Source organism: Paenibacillus agaridevorans (assembly GCF_018604145.1).
GTDB classification, from domain to species: Bacteria; Bacillota; Bacilli; order Paenibacillales; family Paenibacillaceae; genus Pristimantibacillus; species Pristimantibacillus agaridevorans.
In genome coordinates this window covers 5,662,288-5,678,094 of record NZ_CP075889.1, presented here as the reverse complement: position 1 = coordinate 5,678,094, position 15,807 = coordinate 5,662,288, and the positions used below count along the sequence as shown (strand labels likewise).

At 54.6% G+C, this 15,807-nt stretch carries 13 protein-coding genes; 10 read left to right on the top strand and 3 right to left on the bottom strand.

The genetic code is table 11. The features are described from left to right. Positions 1-133 precede the first annotated feature (133 nt). The 5 genes from KJW29_RS22870 (at position 134) to KJW29_RS22850 (ending at position 5,259) form a co-directional block, all read left to right on the top strand. Positions 134-832 carry a response regulator transcription factor gene (locus tag KJW29_RS22870; RefSeq protein WP_214626340.1) on the top strand — a complete coding sequence of 233 codons (699 nt, stop codon included), beginning with the start codon at positions 134-136 and terminating at the stop codon, positions 830-832. Between the two features lie 3 nt (positions 833-835). Continuing rightward, complete coding sequence (locus tag KJW29_RS22865) at positions 836-2,305, top strand: sensor histidine kinase (RefSeq protein ID WP_214626339.1); 1,470 nt, start codon at positions 836-838, stop codon at positions 2,303-2,305. After that, positions 2,302-3,477, top strand: a complete 1,176-nt coding sequence (locus tag KJW29_RS22860) for a WD40 repeat domain-containing protein (protein ID WP_214626338.1) — start codon at positions 2,302-2,304, stop codon at positions 3,475-3,477. Before KJW29_RS22865 ends, KJW29_RS22860 begins: the two co-directional genes overlap by 4 nt. A 104-nt stretch (positions 3,478-3,581) precedes the next feature. Beyond that, the gene (locus tag KJW29_RS22855; RefSeq protein WP_214626337.1) at positions 3,582-4,337 is read left to right on the top strand and encodes a type 2 periplasmic-binding domain-containing protein; all 756 of its coding nucleotides are present in this window, start codon (positions 3,582-3,584) and stop codon (positions 4,335-4,337) included. 163 nt (positions 4,338-4,500) lie between these two features. Next, positions 4,501-5,259: an N-acetylmuramoyl-L-alanine amidase family protein gene (locus KJW29_RS22850; protein WP_214626336.1), complete on the top strand. Its 759-nt coding sequence runs from the start codon at positions 4,501-4,503 to the stop codon at positions 5,257-5,259. Between the two features lie 79 nt (positions 5,260-5,338). On the opposite strand, the gene KJW29_RS22845 is transcribed toward KJW29_RS22850, so the two are convergent. Then, complete coding sequence (locus tag KJW29_RS22845; RefSeq protein ID WP_214626335.1) at positions 5,339-6,142, bottom strand: AraC family transcriptional regulator; 804 nt, start codon at positions 6,140-6,142, stop codon at positions 5,339-5,341. Between the two features lie 128 nt (positions 6,143-6,270). Between KJW29_RS22845 and KJW29_RS22840 the strand changes: the two genes are divergently transcribed. From KJW29_RS22840 to KJW29_RS22830, 3 genes are all read left to right on the top strand, one after another. Beyond that, positions 6,271-7,485 carry an MFS transporter gene (locus KJW29_RS22840; RefSeq protein WP_214626334.1) on the top strand — a complete coding sequence of 405 codons (1,215 nt, stop codon included), beginning with the start codon at positions 6,271-6,273 and terminating at the stop codon, positions 7,483-7,485. 148 nt (positions 7,486-7,633) lie between these two features. Beyond that, positions 7,634-8,839 carry a glycosyltransferase gene (locus tag KJW29_RS22835; protein WP_214626333.1) on the top strand — a complete coding sequence of 402 codons (1,206 nt, stop codon included), beginning with the start codon at positions 7,634-7,636 and terminating at the stop codon, positions 8,837-8,839. After that, a complete protein-coding gene (locus KJW29_RS22830) occupies positions 8,836-9,474 on the top strand; it encodes a glycerol-3-phosphate acyltransferase (protein ID WP_246608342.1) in 639 nt (212 codons plus the stop codon). The genes KJW29_RS22835 and KJW29_RS22830 overlap by 4 nt, the downstream gene beginning before the upstream one ends. Positions 9,475-9,479: 5 nt before the next feature. Here the strand turns inward: KJW29_RS22830 and KJW29_RS22825 are convergent, their stop codons facing one another. Then, a complete protein-coding gene (locus KJW29_RS22825) occupies positions 9,480-10,010 on the bottom strand; it encodes a hypothetical protein (RefSeq protein WP_214626332.1) in 531 nt (176 codons plus the stop codon). Between the two features lie 232 nt (positions 10,011-10,242). Here KJW29_RS22825 and KJW29_RS22820 point away from each other — a divergent pair, with 232 nt between their 5' ends. Both KJW29_RS22820 and KJW29_RS22815 read left to right on the top strand, forming a co-directional pair. After that, positions 10,243-11,094, top strand: a complete 852-nt coding sequence (locus KJW29_RS22820) for a patatin-like phospholipase family protein (RefSeq protein WP_214626331.1) — start codon at positions 10,243-10,245, stop codon at positions 11,092-11,094. After that, positions 11,091-11,342, top strand: coding sequence for a hypothetical protein (locus KJW29_RS22815; protein WP_214626330.1), 252 nt, complete (start codon positions 11,091-11,093; stop codon positions 11,340-11,342). The genes KJW29_RS22820 and KJW29_RS22815 overlap by 4 nt, the downstream gene beginning before the upstream one ends. Before the next feature lie 66 nt (positions 11,343-11,408). On the opposite strand, the gene KJW29_RS22810 is transcribed toward KJW29_RS22815, so the two are convergent. After that, complete coding sequence (locus KJW29_RS22810) at positions 11,409-15,716, bottom strand: RCC1 domain-containing protein (protein WP_214626329.1); 4,308 nt, start codon at positions 15,714-15,716, stop codon at positions 11,409-11,411. Between the last annotated feature and the right edge of the window lie 91 nt (positions 15,717-15,807).

The following is a 15,807-nucleotide window of genomic DNA, read 5'->3' as shown; positions in this document are numbered from 1 at the left end:
GGGAGCCACTTCTTTTTGTTGAGTAAAGGATTTCGATGAATTGAAGCCCGTTACATCTTGATGACAACTTCATGCTATGATGGAGGCAAACTTTCGCCCTGCTGCAGCAGGGCATACGGGAGAACGCCGACCAATGGAGAAAACAAAGGTTCTGATCATTGAAGACGAAGCGGCGATCGCGGAGCTGCTGGCATACGGATTGACGAGAGAGGGCTATGAGGTGCAGACCGCCGGGAGCAGCGCCGAAGGGATGCGAGAAGTAGAGCGATTCCGCCCCGATCTGCTTATTCTCGACTGGATGCTGCCGGACGGCAGCGGGCTGGACATCTGCAAGAAGGTGACAGCGAGCCACAATATTCCGATCCTGATGGTAACGGCCAAGTCCGACATCACCGACAAAATACTCGGCCTGGAGTTCGGAGCGGACGACTACATCACGAAGCCGTTCGACCTGCGCGAGGTTATCGCGAGGATCCGCACTATTCTGCGGCGATTCGCGCAAGCGAGCCAAACCTCGCAGGAGGAGGCCGGCGGAGAAACGCTGCGCTTTAATCATATCGAGATTATCCGCGGCGAACGGATGGTAAAACGGCGCGGCGAGACGGTGGACTTAACGCCTAAGGAGTTCGATCTGCTTCTGAAGCTGTGCGGCAACCGCGGCAGAATCTTTACGAGAGAAGAGCTGCTGGAGCTGGTCTGGGGTTACGATTACGTCGGAGAGACGAGAACCGTCGACAACCATATCCAGCGGCTGCGCAAGAAGCTTGATGTCGGCGAGCTGATTACGACGGTATTCGGCATTGGCTACAAATTCGAGAAGGATGCGGATTAGTCCATGCGCGGGGGATTCCGGTCCATCAGGACCAAGTTCATCGTCGGTTTTTTCCTCATCTTCGCGGTGTCGTTTTTGCTCCTCAGCTGGACGGTTACGAATATCATCCAGACCAGCAATCAGAAGATTATAACCGACGATCTGATCGGGCTCAAAAAAACAAGCAACAATTATGTGCGTCAAGCGTTTATGATCAATCACTTCGGCAATGACGACATCTACTTCGGACAAATCGCGGAGGAAATGATCAGCGATCTGAGGTACGCCATGTCGAGCGAGGTCAGCGCCTACACGGTGGACGGCGAGCTCATCCATGCTTCCGACGAGTCCGCGTTTTCGGGTGCGGGGGAAGACGACCTTAAGCAGGCAACGCGGGGAGCGACGGCTTATACGATTTCCTATGAGGGCGGGACGGCAGCGGTTTATTATTCCTATCCCGTCGTTATCGACGGCGTAAAGGTGGGCATTCTTCGTTATTCGAAGCCGTTCGACCTGCTCTATGAGCAATCCGACCGGATATTAAATGCCGTCTTTTACATCGCGCTGGCGATCTTTGGCGCCGCGTTCCTGTTTTCGTATTTGCTGTCGCGGCATATTTCGGTGCCCCTGGCCAAGCTGGAGGGCGCTTCGACCGAAGTCATGCGGGGAAACCTGGACGTCCGGCTTGAGGTCAACAGGCGCGATGAAATTGGCCGGCTGGCGGACAACTTCAACGACATGATCGGTCAGCTCAAGAGCCAGATCGGGAAGATCGAACGGGATCGGGATCGGCTGGAGAAGCTGCATCTGCAGGGCAAACATTTCTTCGACAACGTCACCCACGAGCTCAAGACGCCGCTCACGTCCATTCTGGGCTATGCGGAGCTTATCCGGGAGAACGGGGAGAGCGATCCCGCGTTTTTCCGCAAGGGGATGGATCATATCGTGGGCGAAAGCCAGCGGCTGCACGGCATGGTCGTATCCCTGCTGGAAACGTCGAAGGAGCAAGGAGGCTGGGAGGAGAGCGGGCGGATCGAAGCCGGATCGCTCCTAAGGGATGTATGCGACGCCATGTCTTTCAAGGCGCAGCGTTACAAGAAGGCCATCCGTTGCGAGACCGGCCATGAACTGCTCGTAGAGGCTCAACCGGACAAGCTCCGCCAGCTGTTTATCAACATCCTCGACAACGCGATCAAGTATAGCGATCCCGGGGCGGAAATCTTGGCATCGGCAAGCTCGGTTGCGGCAGAAAACGTCAGGATCGTGATCGCCAATTCGGGCCAGCCGATCCCGCAGGAGAAGCTGGCAAGCTTGTTCCAGCCCTTCGGGGCCGAAGGCAGAGCAGCCAGGGAACAAGGCAGCGTCGGTCTCGGTCTAGCCATTGCCAAGTCGATTATGGACGAACTCGGCGGCACGATTACGATTATGAGCGAAGATGGAATGAACAAAGTAACCATGGAGCTGCGCGGCGCGAAAGCGGGGAGGACTGTATGAAGCGGAAACGGAATTGGAGTATAACGGGAGCGGCATGTCTCCTTGCCGTCCTGCTGCCGCTTGCGCTTTCCGCCTGCGCGGGAACGCTTAAAACAGAAACGATCATCATACCGGATGGGGCGGAAGAGACGCCTGCGGCGATAGGCGGCGACGCGTTCGAGATCGACGCGCTGTACCGGCTCCCGAACGGGGACGTCAAGTATGCCGGCTTGTTCCAATGGACCGGGAACGACGAATTGATCCGCGTGACGTGGGGCTTCAAGGGCGACATCATTGTCGACAAGTATACAACGCCGTTCGAGAAGGCTGAGCGCGTCCGCGAAATGGACGGTTATCTTCTCGATATCGGAAACTTGTCTACGGACGGGCGTTACCTCATCGGGTACTCCTACAGCGAGGACGCCGGACAGGAGTCCGCGTTGACGCTTGTATCTCTCGAAAGCGGGGAGGAGAAGGAAGTGAGCTCGCTCCGTTCCGTTCTGAGGATGGGCTCGAGAAGCATTACATGGTCTGGCGACAGCGCATACTTTTCGTTTTTCACCTTTACCGAGCAGGGGGAGCTTGGCATCGGAGCTTACCATATGGAGAGCGGAGCCATGAAAACGTACAGGATGCCGGAGCCAAGCGAGATTGCATTTTATTATTCCGTCAGGCTGTCGGAGGATGGAAAAAGCGCAATCGTGATTAAAGAAGAGAAGGGAAAGCCGCAGTTCTTCGTACTGGGCAAGCTGGAGGAAGGCGAGTTTATCCCGCAATATGAGCATACGATGCACCAGAACGGTTCGGTCGATTGGATCGATCAGGACCGGGTCGCGTTTACCGGCTCGGACGGCACCTTGTTCGCCTATGATCTCCGCAATGACGGTTATGCCGTGCTGCTGGACCAGGTCGGGAATTTTGCCTTGTCGCAGGATCGCTCCTTCATCGCCTACTCAACCCCTGATGCAACCGTCGAGGTAGCGAAGCTGCAAGGGAACAATCTGTTGCACAAAACAACGGTTTACCGAGGCATTGTCGCGGATGGGCTGACATGGAGTCCGGATGGGGGCTCCCTGCTCATCCAAGGCCGGAAACCCTACGACGATGCGGCTGCCTTGCAGCCGGTGGCGAAAGAAGCCGAGGCTGTGGATGACTACAGCTTCCAGCAGATCGTGATCGACTTTCGTTCATGACAACTTGTAGACATCTCGGGCAAGCTTTGGTGACATGATTGTCCTACATTTAAGAGGTGCAAGCGTAAGCCGGACGACATCAGAATGAGAGGGTGTGTTCGACAATGATAACCTTAAGAGGGACAATCGGAATCATGGCCGTGGCGCTGGTCTTATTGCTCGTGATCCTATTGGCTGCTTGCAGTGGAAGGGGAGCGGGCGGCGGCAGCTCGTCGGGCAATTTTACGGGAGGCGCAAGCGGTACGTCTACAGGCGGAAGTTATGCCGGTGGCGAAGGCGCCGCATGGAACGGAGGCCCAATTCATGGAACCGGCCAAGGCATGGCATCGGGCGGCAAAGGAAAGCGGAAAGTTGTATTTGCGACCTTCTGGCCGGATGTCCGCTTCGCGGAAGCGAAGACCAGGTTCGAAGCGCTGCATCCCGATATCGAGATCGAGCTGCACTATATCCAAACAAACGACTCCAGATTCGAGAAGGATCTGGAGAGATTCGTAAAAACGACGAATGCGGCGATGCTGGCGGGCAAAGGGCCGGATATTTTGGAAATGGATCTATTGCCGATCGAGCATTACGTGCAGCGCGGCTTGCTCGTCGACCTGGAGACACTGATCGAGCGGGATGCGACTTTTAATCGTGAGCTATATTTCGCCAACATGCTGGATCATGCAAAGGTCGGAGGCGGCCTATACGGGATGCCGCTGTCCTTCTTCCACCGGGGCTTCGCCGAAGATGTCGATTCGACGGTCGGGATGAACGCCGCATCCACGGTAAAACAAGAAGCTTGGGCATTTATCAAGTTTATGATGTCGGGTCAGTGGATGCTTGCTGACGGAGTCCCCGTCAACGAGCTTCAGCAGTAAGCGCTTTAAAATTTAATCTGGCTAAATGAACTGCTCTATCTTTTTTCGTGTTAGAATTTATTTGGAGACATTTTTGTTGCAAGTTGTAGACGATCCCATGATTTCTGGATGATATAACGTAGTAGAGGCATCATTTATCCATATTCGGGAGGGCGTCATCTTAATGGAAAGAACCAGAAGATATTCAAGATCGGCCAGATTCAAGACGCTTTCGCTGCTGCTGCTCGTTGCCATTGCAGGTATCTTTCTCTATATGACTCAATTTGCGAAAAATGGCGGAGAGATGCCGAAAACGCTCGGAGGAAAAGAAAATCAGACCGAGCAAGTCAGCTCGGGAGGCCTCGATTCCGATTCCGAATCGGCGAAGGATACGTTTAAAATAGTGATTGACCCTGGACACGGAGGCAAGGATCCTGGTTCCACGGGATTCAGCGGAATATTCGAGAAGGTCAGCAATCTGGCAATCGCGGAGCGTGTGTATGATCTGCTGCTGGAGGATTCGCGCTTCGAGGTCCGGATGACCCGTACGGACGATACGTTCGTGGAGCTTGAGGACCGTGCGGGTATGGCCAATGACTGGCCGGCCGACGCTTTCGTTTCCATTCATGGCAATGCCTACGAAGACAGCAGCGTCTCTGGTTCGGAGACGTTTTATCGATACGATAACGGTCTGCTGCTGGCGGAGGCGATTCATGAAGAACTCGTAGACGCAATGAGATTTAGGGATCGGGGGATCCGTCTGAACGAGCTGAAGGTACTCACCCTGAGCAAGGTTCCCTCGTTGCTCATCGAGACCGGCTACCTGTCCAATGTGGCGGAGGAAACCGCTATCCTGAGCGAGGAAGGGCAGGATCGGATGGCTCGGGCCATCGTTGACGGACTGAAGGCGTACTATGAGCAAACAAAGGGAAGTAGTATGTAGCCGAGAAGGATAGATGGGATAAGATCAGATGAACCACGACGCCAGCTTTGGGCCGTGGTTCTTTTTATGGTCGTCACACCTATTGGCGTAGACGATACTGCTCCGGGGTCGCTCCCGTAGACTTCTCGAAAACCCGGTAAAACTGGCTTGGCGTAGAGAAGCCCAGCATAAAGCTGATTTCCATCACGGTATGCGCCGTCCCCTTCAACAGTCGCCGCGCTTCCTCCATGCGAAGATGGAGAACATATTGATAGGGCGCATAGCCGGTAGCGGCTTTGAAGGAGCGGATGAAGTGGAACCGGCTCTGGAGCGCAATGGCCGCCGCATCGTCGATTCTGATCGCCTCCGTGTAATGAGCCCGTATATACTCGACTGCCTGCGTAATATGTTTGTCCGACAACTGAGGGGACAGCTCCTTATCGGACAGGAGCCCCTTCTCCCCGCCTCCCTGCATGAGCTCGAGCAGTTCGTTCAGGATCAGCGTCTCCGACTGCTGTTCGGCCAGCAGCTCCCCGGAGGGCATGGACAGATCCAGCCACCTGCGGAAGCGGGCTTTAACAAGGCCGGGCTCTACCTGCAGGCGCAGTGCAGTCTCGTCACGTCCTCGTACCTCTGGAAGAGAGGCGTCAAATCGCCCGCCTTCCGTAATGGCAATAATGACTCCAGCGTCGTCTCCGATATGGAAGCAATGCCGGTCATCGGCATGAAGAAGAAGCGCTTCTCCCGGCACGAGCGTCATTTGCTTATTCTCATGCGTGAAGTAACAGGTGCCGTGCGTAGGAATCGTCAGTTGATAATGTCCGTCATGCGTATGAGGAAGGTTCTCGAACGCATTCGCGATTTGAAAAACTTCTATATCTGGCAGCGATAATTGAATTTGCATGTTTTTCACCAATCTCCCCGTTAGACTATAGCAATTCGTGCTCGAAGGGAGCAATAATCGCGAGCGACGCCGTGACATGCTTGGTTGTAGCATTAGAACATCATTGGCAGAAAGGATGTCTACATACGATGTCACCAAGAGGGGCAGTCGCCCAAGCCGGTACGAACACGGCTTTCACCATTCTTCTTAGCGTAAGCGCCGCGCATCTGTTAAACGATGTTATGCAGTCCGTCGTTCCCGCCGTTTTCCCCCTATTCCAGCAAAAGCTTGAACTCAGCTTTGCGGAAATAGGATGGGTCGCTTTTGCGCTTAATATCTCGGCGTCTATTTTGCAGCCGTTAATCGGATCTTACACCGATCGGAAGCCGATGCCAAGTCTTTTGCCGCTGGGAATGTTATTTACGCTGCTGGGCATGATCGGATTCGCCGTCGCTCCATCGCTGCTTTATCTGTTGCTTGCGTCCGTCCTTATCGGGGTGGGGTCTTCCATTTTGCATCCGGAATCCTCTCGAGTCGCGCACTTGGCCGCCGGCAGGAGCAAAGGCTTCGCGCAGTCGATCTTCCAGGTGGGAGGCAATACCGGCCAGGCGCTCGCGCCGCTTATGGTCGCCTACGTAATCAGCCCGCAAGGGCAATACGGTTTCCTTTGGTTCGTCCTGCTTGCTCTTGTCGGGATTGTCATACAAACGCGCGTAAGCAAGTGGTATCGGGAGCATGTGAAAGACCGTCCTGTCGCTAAGAAAAAGACCGGTGCGGCAGGCAAAGCAACATTCGGCAAACCGTTTATCATTTACGTCATGTCCGTGCTCGTCCTGATGCTGTTCGCGAAATTCGTGTATCTTGCCGGCATGACCGGCTACTATTCTTTCTACTATATGGACAAATATGGACTCTCTCTGAAAAGCGCGCAAATTTGCTTATTCGCGCTTCAATTCGCAGGGATGGCGGGCACGTTCTTCGGCGGACCTCTGGCCGACCGGTTCGGCCGGCAGAAAGTGATTTGGTTCTCCATTCTGGGAACCGCGCCGTTTTCGCTCTTGCTGCCTTACGCGGGGCCGACGGCCGCCGTGCTGCTATGCATCGCAATCGGGCTTATTCTGATGTCGGGTTTCTCCGTCATTATTGTATACGCCCAGGAAATGCTGCCCGGCCATGTAGGTACGATTGCCGGTCTATTTTTCGGCGTATCCTTCGGACTGGCGGGACTCGGCTCCGTCGTCATGGGCTCCATGATCGATTCTCATGGCGTCGAGCAGGTTATCAAGGCATGCTCCTATTTGCCGCTCCTTGGTTTGCTGGCCTTGCTTCTGCCGAGAGATTCCAAGATCATGCGGGGAGCCTGACAGGCTTCGGCTTAAAATCCGGCACGCTCGGGCTGATGTGGCAAGCTCGGGCGCGCTGGAATGATTTTAATGCGATGCTCATATCGGAGGAGAGGACCGCCATATAATGTAGAGAATAGCTCTACACCCTTCTGAGGGAGGCGAAGGCATGGCAGGGATTTTTCTCGTCTATCTCCTTGCCGCGTCCTGCGCGGCGGGGTTTCTGCTGTTCCGCAGGAATACGGTTCCCCGGGAGAACGGGGGCGTGTTCCGCATGAACGGACAGCCGTCCGTTATTATTCCGGCCAGGAACGAGGAGAGCAATCTGCCGTACCTGCTCGGTTCGCTTCAGGTCCAGTCCATGGAAGGGCTGGACCTTATTGTCGTCGATGATTATTCCGAGGATCGTACGAGGGCCATCGCGGAGAGCTTCGGCGTCAACGTCATTGCAAGCCCGCCGCTGCCTCCTGGCTGGACGGGCAAGAATTGGGCGGTGACGACCGGCTTCAAAGCTGCAAAAGGCGACATTCTTATCTTCCTGGATGCCGATGTCCGGCTTGCGCCGAATTCGCTGTTCTCCTTGCTGGCGGCAAGAGAGAGGATGGGCGGCGTATTATCCGTCGTGCCCTATCATCAGACGGAACGTTTCTACGAGCGGCTCTCGCTCATTCCCAATCTGCTGGGACTGTTCGCTTTCACCTCGCCCATGGAACGGCGCAATCCCGCTCAAGGTTTATACGGGGCTTGCATCGTGGCGACGAGGGAGGACTACGAGAGGGCGGGCGGTCATGAAGGCGTGAAAGGGGAGCTGCTCGACGATCTGGGACTAGGCGCCCGATTCAGGGAAGCCGGCATTGCCATTCACAACTATATCGGTCATGGTCTGGTCTCCTTCCGCATGTATCCCGGCGGCATACGCAGCGAGTTGGAAGGTTTTAGCAAGGGTGCCGTGCTTAGCACAAGCAAGCTGAGCCCTTGGACGACGCTGCTCGTCGCCATATGGCTGATCGGTTTGGCGGTGTCGGAGTCCGCGCCATTTTTCTTGGGGACGCAATGGGGGATTCCGCTGGGCATCGCTTACGTGCTGTATACGGCGCAAATTTATTATTTTGTTCGTTACACGGGGATGTTCGGACGATGGCTTCCGGCGATTCACGGCATCAGCACGCTGTTCTTCCTGTTCGTTATGCTCTATTCCGTCATTCAAGTCGCCTTTTTTGGCCGAGTCGCCTGGAAAGGCAGGGCGGTGCAAGTTGGCGGGAAGCGGGGGGATGGGGCAGGTGGCAAGGGGAGAGGAGATGGCGGGAACAGCGAGACTAAGGGTACTGGGGAGACCGAGGCGGCCAGAGATGGGACGGGAAGGAGGCCGTCATGATGGTGCCTCCATACGTGTGCTGGACTATACTTTGCTTTTTATGCGGGTCATTGATGTTCTCCTATTGGCTTGGCTTGCTGGCGGGTCATAACGTAAAGAGAGTCGGGGACGGCAATCCCGGGGCCGCGAACCTGTGGAAATCAGCGGGCGCAGTTTTTGGTATTTGGGGCATTGTGCTCGACTTCTTCAAAGGTTTTTTTCCGATATGGCTGCTCATTCACGCAGGAGGCGTGGACGGCTACTATTTAGTGCTTCCTTCCGCAGCTGCCGTGCTGGGCCATATGTTCTCGCCGTTTCTTCGGGGGAAAGGCGGCAAGGCCGTTGCCGTCACGTTTGGGGTGTGGAGCGCGCTTACAGGGTTTGCGGCCGCGCTTGCGTATGCGATCCTATTGGCTATTCTTTTGCTCGGCGGCAAGCTGCTCCGCAGGGGGAAGCCGTCTTCGAGCGTGTCGGACGGCTCCCAGATCGTGTTTGGCATGCTGCTGCTGACGGCTTTGATACTCCTCTGGAGCGGCTTCGCCGAGCTTCATCTCGCCGTGTTCGGAATGGTCAACACGCTGCTGCTGGCTTATGCTCATCGTAGGGAGCTTAAGTCGTTGCTGGCGATGCGCACGGGAACAAAAAGCGGAGGCTGAGCGTCTTACGCCCTGGCTCTGCGATCGTTCAGCATATACCAACCGAATACGATGTAGCAGAGCCCCCATGCGACCGATCCCATATTGGAGATGGCGGGGATGAAGTAGATGGCAGGGTAGATCATGAACAATACCATCACCCATAGCGGATAAATTCGCGCACGAATCAGGATGACGCCAAGGACGATCTGTCCCAGAAGAGTCATGATGGAGTTTGCGCTCAGCACCGGCGCGATGATGGGGTCATCCTCCGTCTGAATGCCCAGCATGTTCGACCAGACGAGGGCAACGGTCAGCATGCTGCCGATCGCGATCAACAGAACGGAAAGGAGCGCTGTTATTCCCGTCCGCGGCAAGGAGTGCAGGTACACGCCGATGATGCCGATCCCCATAAATATACAAGCGATAAAACCGCATACCAGCTCTGGCATGCTGTCGGATCCCCAAATATAGGCGCTTGGCGCCATGCCGATTCGCGCAATGCCCCCCAGTATGGCCACAATAGCAAGTACCTTGATGACTTGTTTTAACTCCATGATTAAATTCCTCCCGATCGAAAGAATAATGCGTCACAATGCCGTGACTCCCCTATCGTAGATCAATTTCCCGGAAGCAGATAGTTACGCCCTGTCATGAAGTTTGTCATCGTTGTCATGCTGGCGTAATTGATCGAAGTAATGTTAGATGGAACCGGAGGCTTTATTTCGCCGTTTCGCCTCCGCAGGTGTATACTAGGGTCAGATTGGCATCATCGGAGGAGGTAACCCTTTGTCGAAAACGATCGGACTCGTGCTGGAAGGCGGCGGTATGCGGGCGGTATATACGGCTGGCGTGCTGGAATGTTTGATGGAGCATGATGTGTACTTTCCTTATAATATCGGAGTGTCGGCGGGCGCCTGCATGGGCGCGAGCTACTTGTCCAGGCAGGTTGGGCGCAACCGCGTGGTCAACGTAGATTACGTCAGCGATCCGCGCTATATCTCTTGGGGCAATCTGCTGAAGAAGCGAGAGATGTTTGGAATGGACTTTATTTTCGACGAGATTCCGAACCGGCTGGTGCCCTTTGATTATGAGGCCTTCTGGAACAGCGCCGAGCGATACGTCATTGGAACGACGGACTGCGAGACGGGGGAGAGCGTCTATTATGAAAAGGGCGAGCCCGGCTTCGATATGCTGCCGTTGCTGCGAGCGTCAAGCTCGCTTCCTTTTATCGCCAGAATCGTGGAGTTCGGCGGCAGGAAGCTGCTGGATGGAGGATTATCGGATCCCATTCCTCTTCGGAAGTCCGAGGGGGACGGCAATAGCCGCAACGTGCTTATATTGACTCGCAACGAGTCATATCGCAAATCGCCGAACCGTATGGGCTGGCTGGCGCGCCGCGCGTACGGCAAGTATCCCGGGCTGGTGGAAACGATGATGCGCAGGCATGATGTCTATAATGAGACACTGGCCTACATCGCCGAGCAAGAGCGTTCCGGCGCCGCATTCGTCATTCGTCCATCCGAGACGTTGACGGTCGGCCGCATGGAGCGGGATCCGGCCAAGCTTGGGGCGTTGTACGAGCAAGGCTACGAGGATGCCAAGCGGCTGTTGCCGGAGCTGAGGAGGTGGATGGGATGATGGCGGGCGGAGCGTTTATGGAGAAGCGTGCATCGGACAATGGGATGAGCAAAGTGATGGATAACAAACCGAACGCCGCGGTTGAAGGCAAGAAAACATGGACGGACACGAGGGTCGCGGTCAGGCTGAACGGCATTGCCAGGGGTTACTCCAATATGGAGCGCCTGTTGACGAAGCTCCAATATGGGGAGATGCCCGTGAAGCAACTTGCGAACTTAAAGGCGACTTTGTTCAAAATTCGATGGTAAGCATGAAACAAGGCAGTCCGGGGTGTAATGCGACCTGGGCTGCCTTGTTCTATTGCTCATGGATATTTATTTTATTATGTTAATCACGCGAAGCAATATTGTAACGGCTTCCGCTCTGGTTGCAATGCCATTAGCATCGAAGCGGCCATCGTTTCGTCCTAGCAATATGTCCTCCTCCGACAGCGCGCCGATCGCGCCAACGGCCCATGAAGGCAAGATGTCTGCATCCGTGAATTTGGAAGCCGCCTCGCGATCATCCTTCAAGTGAAGGGCGCGAGCTATAATAACGGCAAGCTCGGCTCTCGTTAACCCTTTGCCCGGCTTGAAGGAACCGTCAGGATAGCCGCCGATCAAACCGGAAGCTACCACATGATTAACGGCATCCACTGCCCACAAACCGATTGCCGCGCTATCGGCGAAGCTGTGCGTGGAAGAAGCTGGCTCCAGCTTCAGGGCCGACGCGAGCATAACCGCGAATTCCGCGCGCGACATGCCGCGGTCGGGCTTGTAGGTTCCGTCCGGATATCCCTTGACAAGTCCTTTGGCGATTGCCTGGTCGATAAGCGACTCCGCCCAATGGCCGGCCGTATCGCTCGGCTTGTTCGTCGGTACGGTCTGTCCGCCACCGCTGCCATGACTGCCTTCACCGCTGTTGTCGTTGTCTCCATCTCCATCTTCTTCTCCATTGCTATTGGTACCATCGTTTCCTTGCTCGTTACTGCCCTGACCGCCTCCGGTCCCGTTGCCGGTTCCGCCATTATTGCCGCCTCCACCGCCGCCATTGCCGCCACCGGCTGGTGTGCTGTCCGTAACGGCAACCGTCAAGATTTGAGGCTCTCCATCGCTGAAGGAGAAGGTTAGCGAATGGCTGCCAACAGCCAGCTTGCTTAGATAAGCCGTCTCAAGCACGACTTTGTTTCCTTGCAACTGGTAGTCCGCACCTTCTTCCAGGACCACCTCGCCGAGAGAGATGACCTCAAGCGAATTGCAATTAAGCGTCAACGTGATCTCGATCGGCTGTTGTTTGTTTACATTGCGGTCGAAGGCTGCAGAGCCGGGATTAAGCTCGCTGTTATCCGTACGGAACCAGGCTAGAGAGTGCATAAATCCCGCCGCTACGCCTTTCGCGCCGCTTAGACGCTCCAGCTTCGTAGGTATATAACGGATCGCGGTGTCGTTAAGACCAAGCTGACCTTCGTAGTTTAAGCCAAAGCCGTAGACATCTCCGTTCTCGGCCAGCAGCAGCGTATGTTGACCGCCTGCGATAATCTTCTTGATTGGAGGCATATCCGTTTCAATCAACGTGGGTTCGTAGATGTCATCGTCAATATCCTCGCCCAAACCAAGCCTATCACTGCTGCCATTTCCGAAGGCAAGCACCTTGCCGTCGCTTGTCGCCAGAAATGAGCGTCCATAAGCATAGGAGTATTCCTCCTCAGCGTTTTCGTAATATTCGTAATCGCCTCCCGCCGCGATTGCAGTGATCGTATAGTTGTCTGTATCTACAAAGGTCGGTACGAACACATTGTCGCTATCGCCGAGTCCTAGTTCTCCATTTTGTCCGCTGCCGAACGAGAGAACTCGTCCGTCTGCAGTCAACAGCAGCGAATGTCCGGGGCCGGCAGCGATAGCCGCAATCTCCGGAATATCCTTGAGCATAACCGGCTCCGTCAGGTAATCGGGCGCGCCAGGAGCGGCTGGGCCTTCAAAGCCAAGCTGTCCGAATTGGTTGCGGCCGAAAACGTATACTTTGCCATCCTCCGTCAGCGCAAGCGAATGAGCGCCGCCTGCAGCTACCGCTTTGATGCCGCTGAGCCCTTCCACTTTTACGGGGCCCAGAACGTAGAACTCCTGTTCCGAAGAAGGCTCCGAGCCCAGTTGTCCGTAATTGTTGAGGCCCCAGCCGTAGACGTCGCCGGATTCGCTCAGCAGCAGCGCATGTTCTTGTCCGGCTGACAGGGACGCGATCTCAGGCAGGTTATTGAAGACAACGATCGGTTCCTCTGCGTCTCCGAGCTCTGGGAAAATAGCGCTGAACGCGTATACGTCGCCTTCTGTCGTTACAGCCATGGAGTAGAAATAGCCGCCATCCGCCTCGCGGATGGGTTTGCCGCGAAGAACCTCCATGTAACTTGGAAGCAGGCGATCCTCGTCATCGCCAAGTCCCAGCTGAAAGTAATAATTTTCGCCAAAGGCGTATAACCCGTCTTCTCCGTACACGGAATCGAGCAAATGGACCGTCAGCTTGGGAGGAACGCCCTTATCCATCTGAAATGTCAATTCAGCTTGTTCGCCCGTCAGAGACAATAGATAGTCCGACGAGATGGTTACTAGTTGTTTGCCGCTGTCCGGGGACGCCGTCCAATAGTCCACTCCCTCGGATAGGGTGGTCATGCCGTTGCGAATGCCCAGGAATTGATTTCCGTATAAATTGACGATGATTTCAGTATTTCCTTGGAACTGACCATCGCGTTCAACAAGGATACTTTCAATTAAATTGTAATAGTTGCTCTGTGCCAGCGTACTGTTATTGCTTCTAAAAATGTGCGCCGGAATCGATATTACCGTGTTGTCGCTGAATGTAAAAACAAGCGAAAAGCTGCTTTTATTCCAGGTGGAATAATAAGCCAGATAACTGTCGGAGATGGTGACGTTATTACCATCAATTGTGTAGTCGCTCCCTGCAAGCAAGTCTATGCTAGACGGACTGTTGCCGATGAGATAAGCAAGCTTGATGCCGGACAACGTGTTGCCGTTCAGCTCAAGCTCGATATCGGTGTTCTGCTCCGCAAGCAGCGAAGGGTTCTGATCGAACACGAAACCTGGCGTCAGGACGAAGCTTAACGACTTGTTGTAGATCGACAGCTCCAGCGATTGCGGGGCTCCAGAACTAAATCGGAACGTAAGCTCGTACTCGCCAACTTCCAGACCGGTCAAATAGGATTTGAGGAGGTAGAATTGATTGTCGACAATCTCGTAATCCTCTCCGGCCGTCAGCTGCCCGTTTTCATCTTCGACGCTAACGAGCGCATTGCCGTTCCGTTTCACGTCGATGGCCAAATCGGTTTCATTTTCAGGGCGGAACACATTAAAAGAAGCGGTCTGCTGACCCAGTTTGCCCCCTATTTTTCCTATGACCAAGGAGTGTTTATAGCCTGCCGAAATATGAGTGATATCGGAGATGCCGCTCAAGACTTCTTTAGGCTCTCTCAAGGTAGCGCCCTGATAAGTTCCCCAGTAGCTTGAGCTGCCCGTTCCGTATACTTTGCCATCGGTTGTCAGGAACAGCGTGTGTTCATTACCGGTGGATACGGCCGATACATTCTCTAAAGTCAGGGCTGTCGGAGTTTTGTATGGCGTATAGGACTGACTCGGATTGTACAGCCCCAAATGCCCCGTTGGGGTAGCCATACCGAAAGCATAAACTTTGCCGCTAGATGCCACGACAAACGAGGCATTGTTGCCGGCTTCCACAGCAACTCCCCATCCGGAAGGCTCGCCAGCAGGTGCGGTAACCTTCTGAGGCGTATTGAAATCGGTGAAGCTGTCTAGACCGAGCTGACCCACGCCATTTCTGCCGAAGGCGTACACCTCGCCGTTGTCCAACAAAGCAAGCGAATGATCCGTACCTGCCGAAATGGCCTTTACGTTTGAAAAATATGGAATAATCTGAGCCGTGTAGAGGTAGTCACCGCTGCCGCCGAGTCCCAGCTGTCCATTGTAGTTATTGCCAAACGCATAGACTTGTCCCGTATTCGTCAGGGCAAACGAGAAGCTATAGCCTGCGGATATTTCGGCGATATCCGATAGGTTGGGGACAAGCGTCGGTGTTGAGACTGAATGGGCATGACCGAGACCCAGCTCCCCCCATACATTGTTGCCGAAGGCGTATACACTACCGTCTTCGGTCAGTAAGAGGGCGTGCTTATAGCTTGCGGATATTTTTTGGATCGGCGGAAGCCCGTCAAGCTTTGAAGGCACCGTTATATGATCGGAATCCAAGAATTGGCCGGGCCTGTTGCCAAAGTAGTATACGTCTCCTTCTTCCGTGAGAGCCAAAGAAAATTTCTCTCCTGCCTCAATAGCCTTCACATGAAGCTCGGACAAAACATTAATGCCGTCTGGCGATTGAATATCAGAAAAATTAGCTTCGTCCTTTACCGTTCTTCTTCCTAGCTGACCATTGCTGTTCGAACCCATCGATATTGCGATACGGTTGCCGGAAGCGGCATCGCCCGCGTCTGCGTGCGCGACTCTCGATGGAGCGGCGAAGGGCTGCAGCAGGCCGATCATCATAGCCGCTACAAGCAGCTTGGACCAGGCCATTTGCCATTTCCCGTGTCTGGCGGGGCTTTTTGAACTCGATATTTCCAATACTGTCACTCCCTGTGTCTTATTAATCCTGGATGAACCGCGCAAGGCGGATGTTTCCATGGATTTTGTTATTGTCATTATTCAAATTACT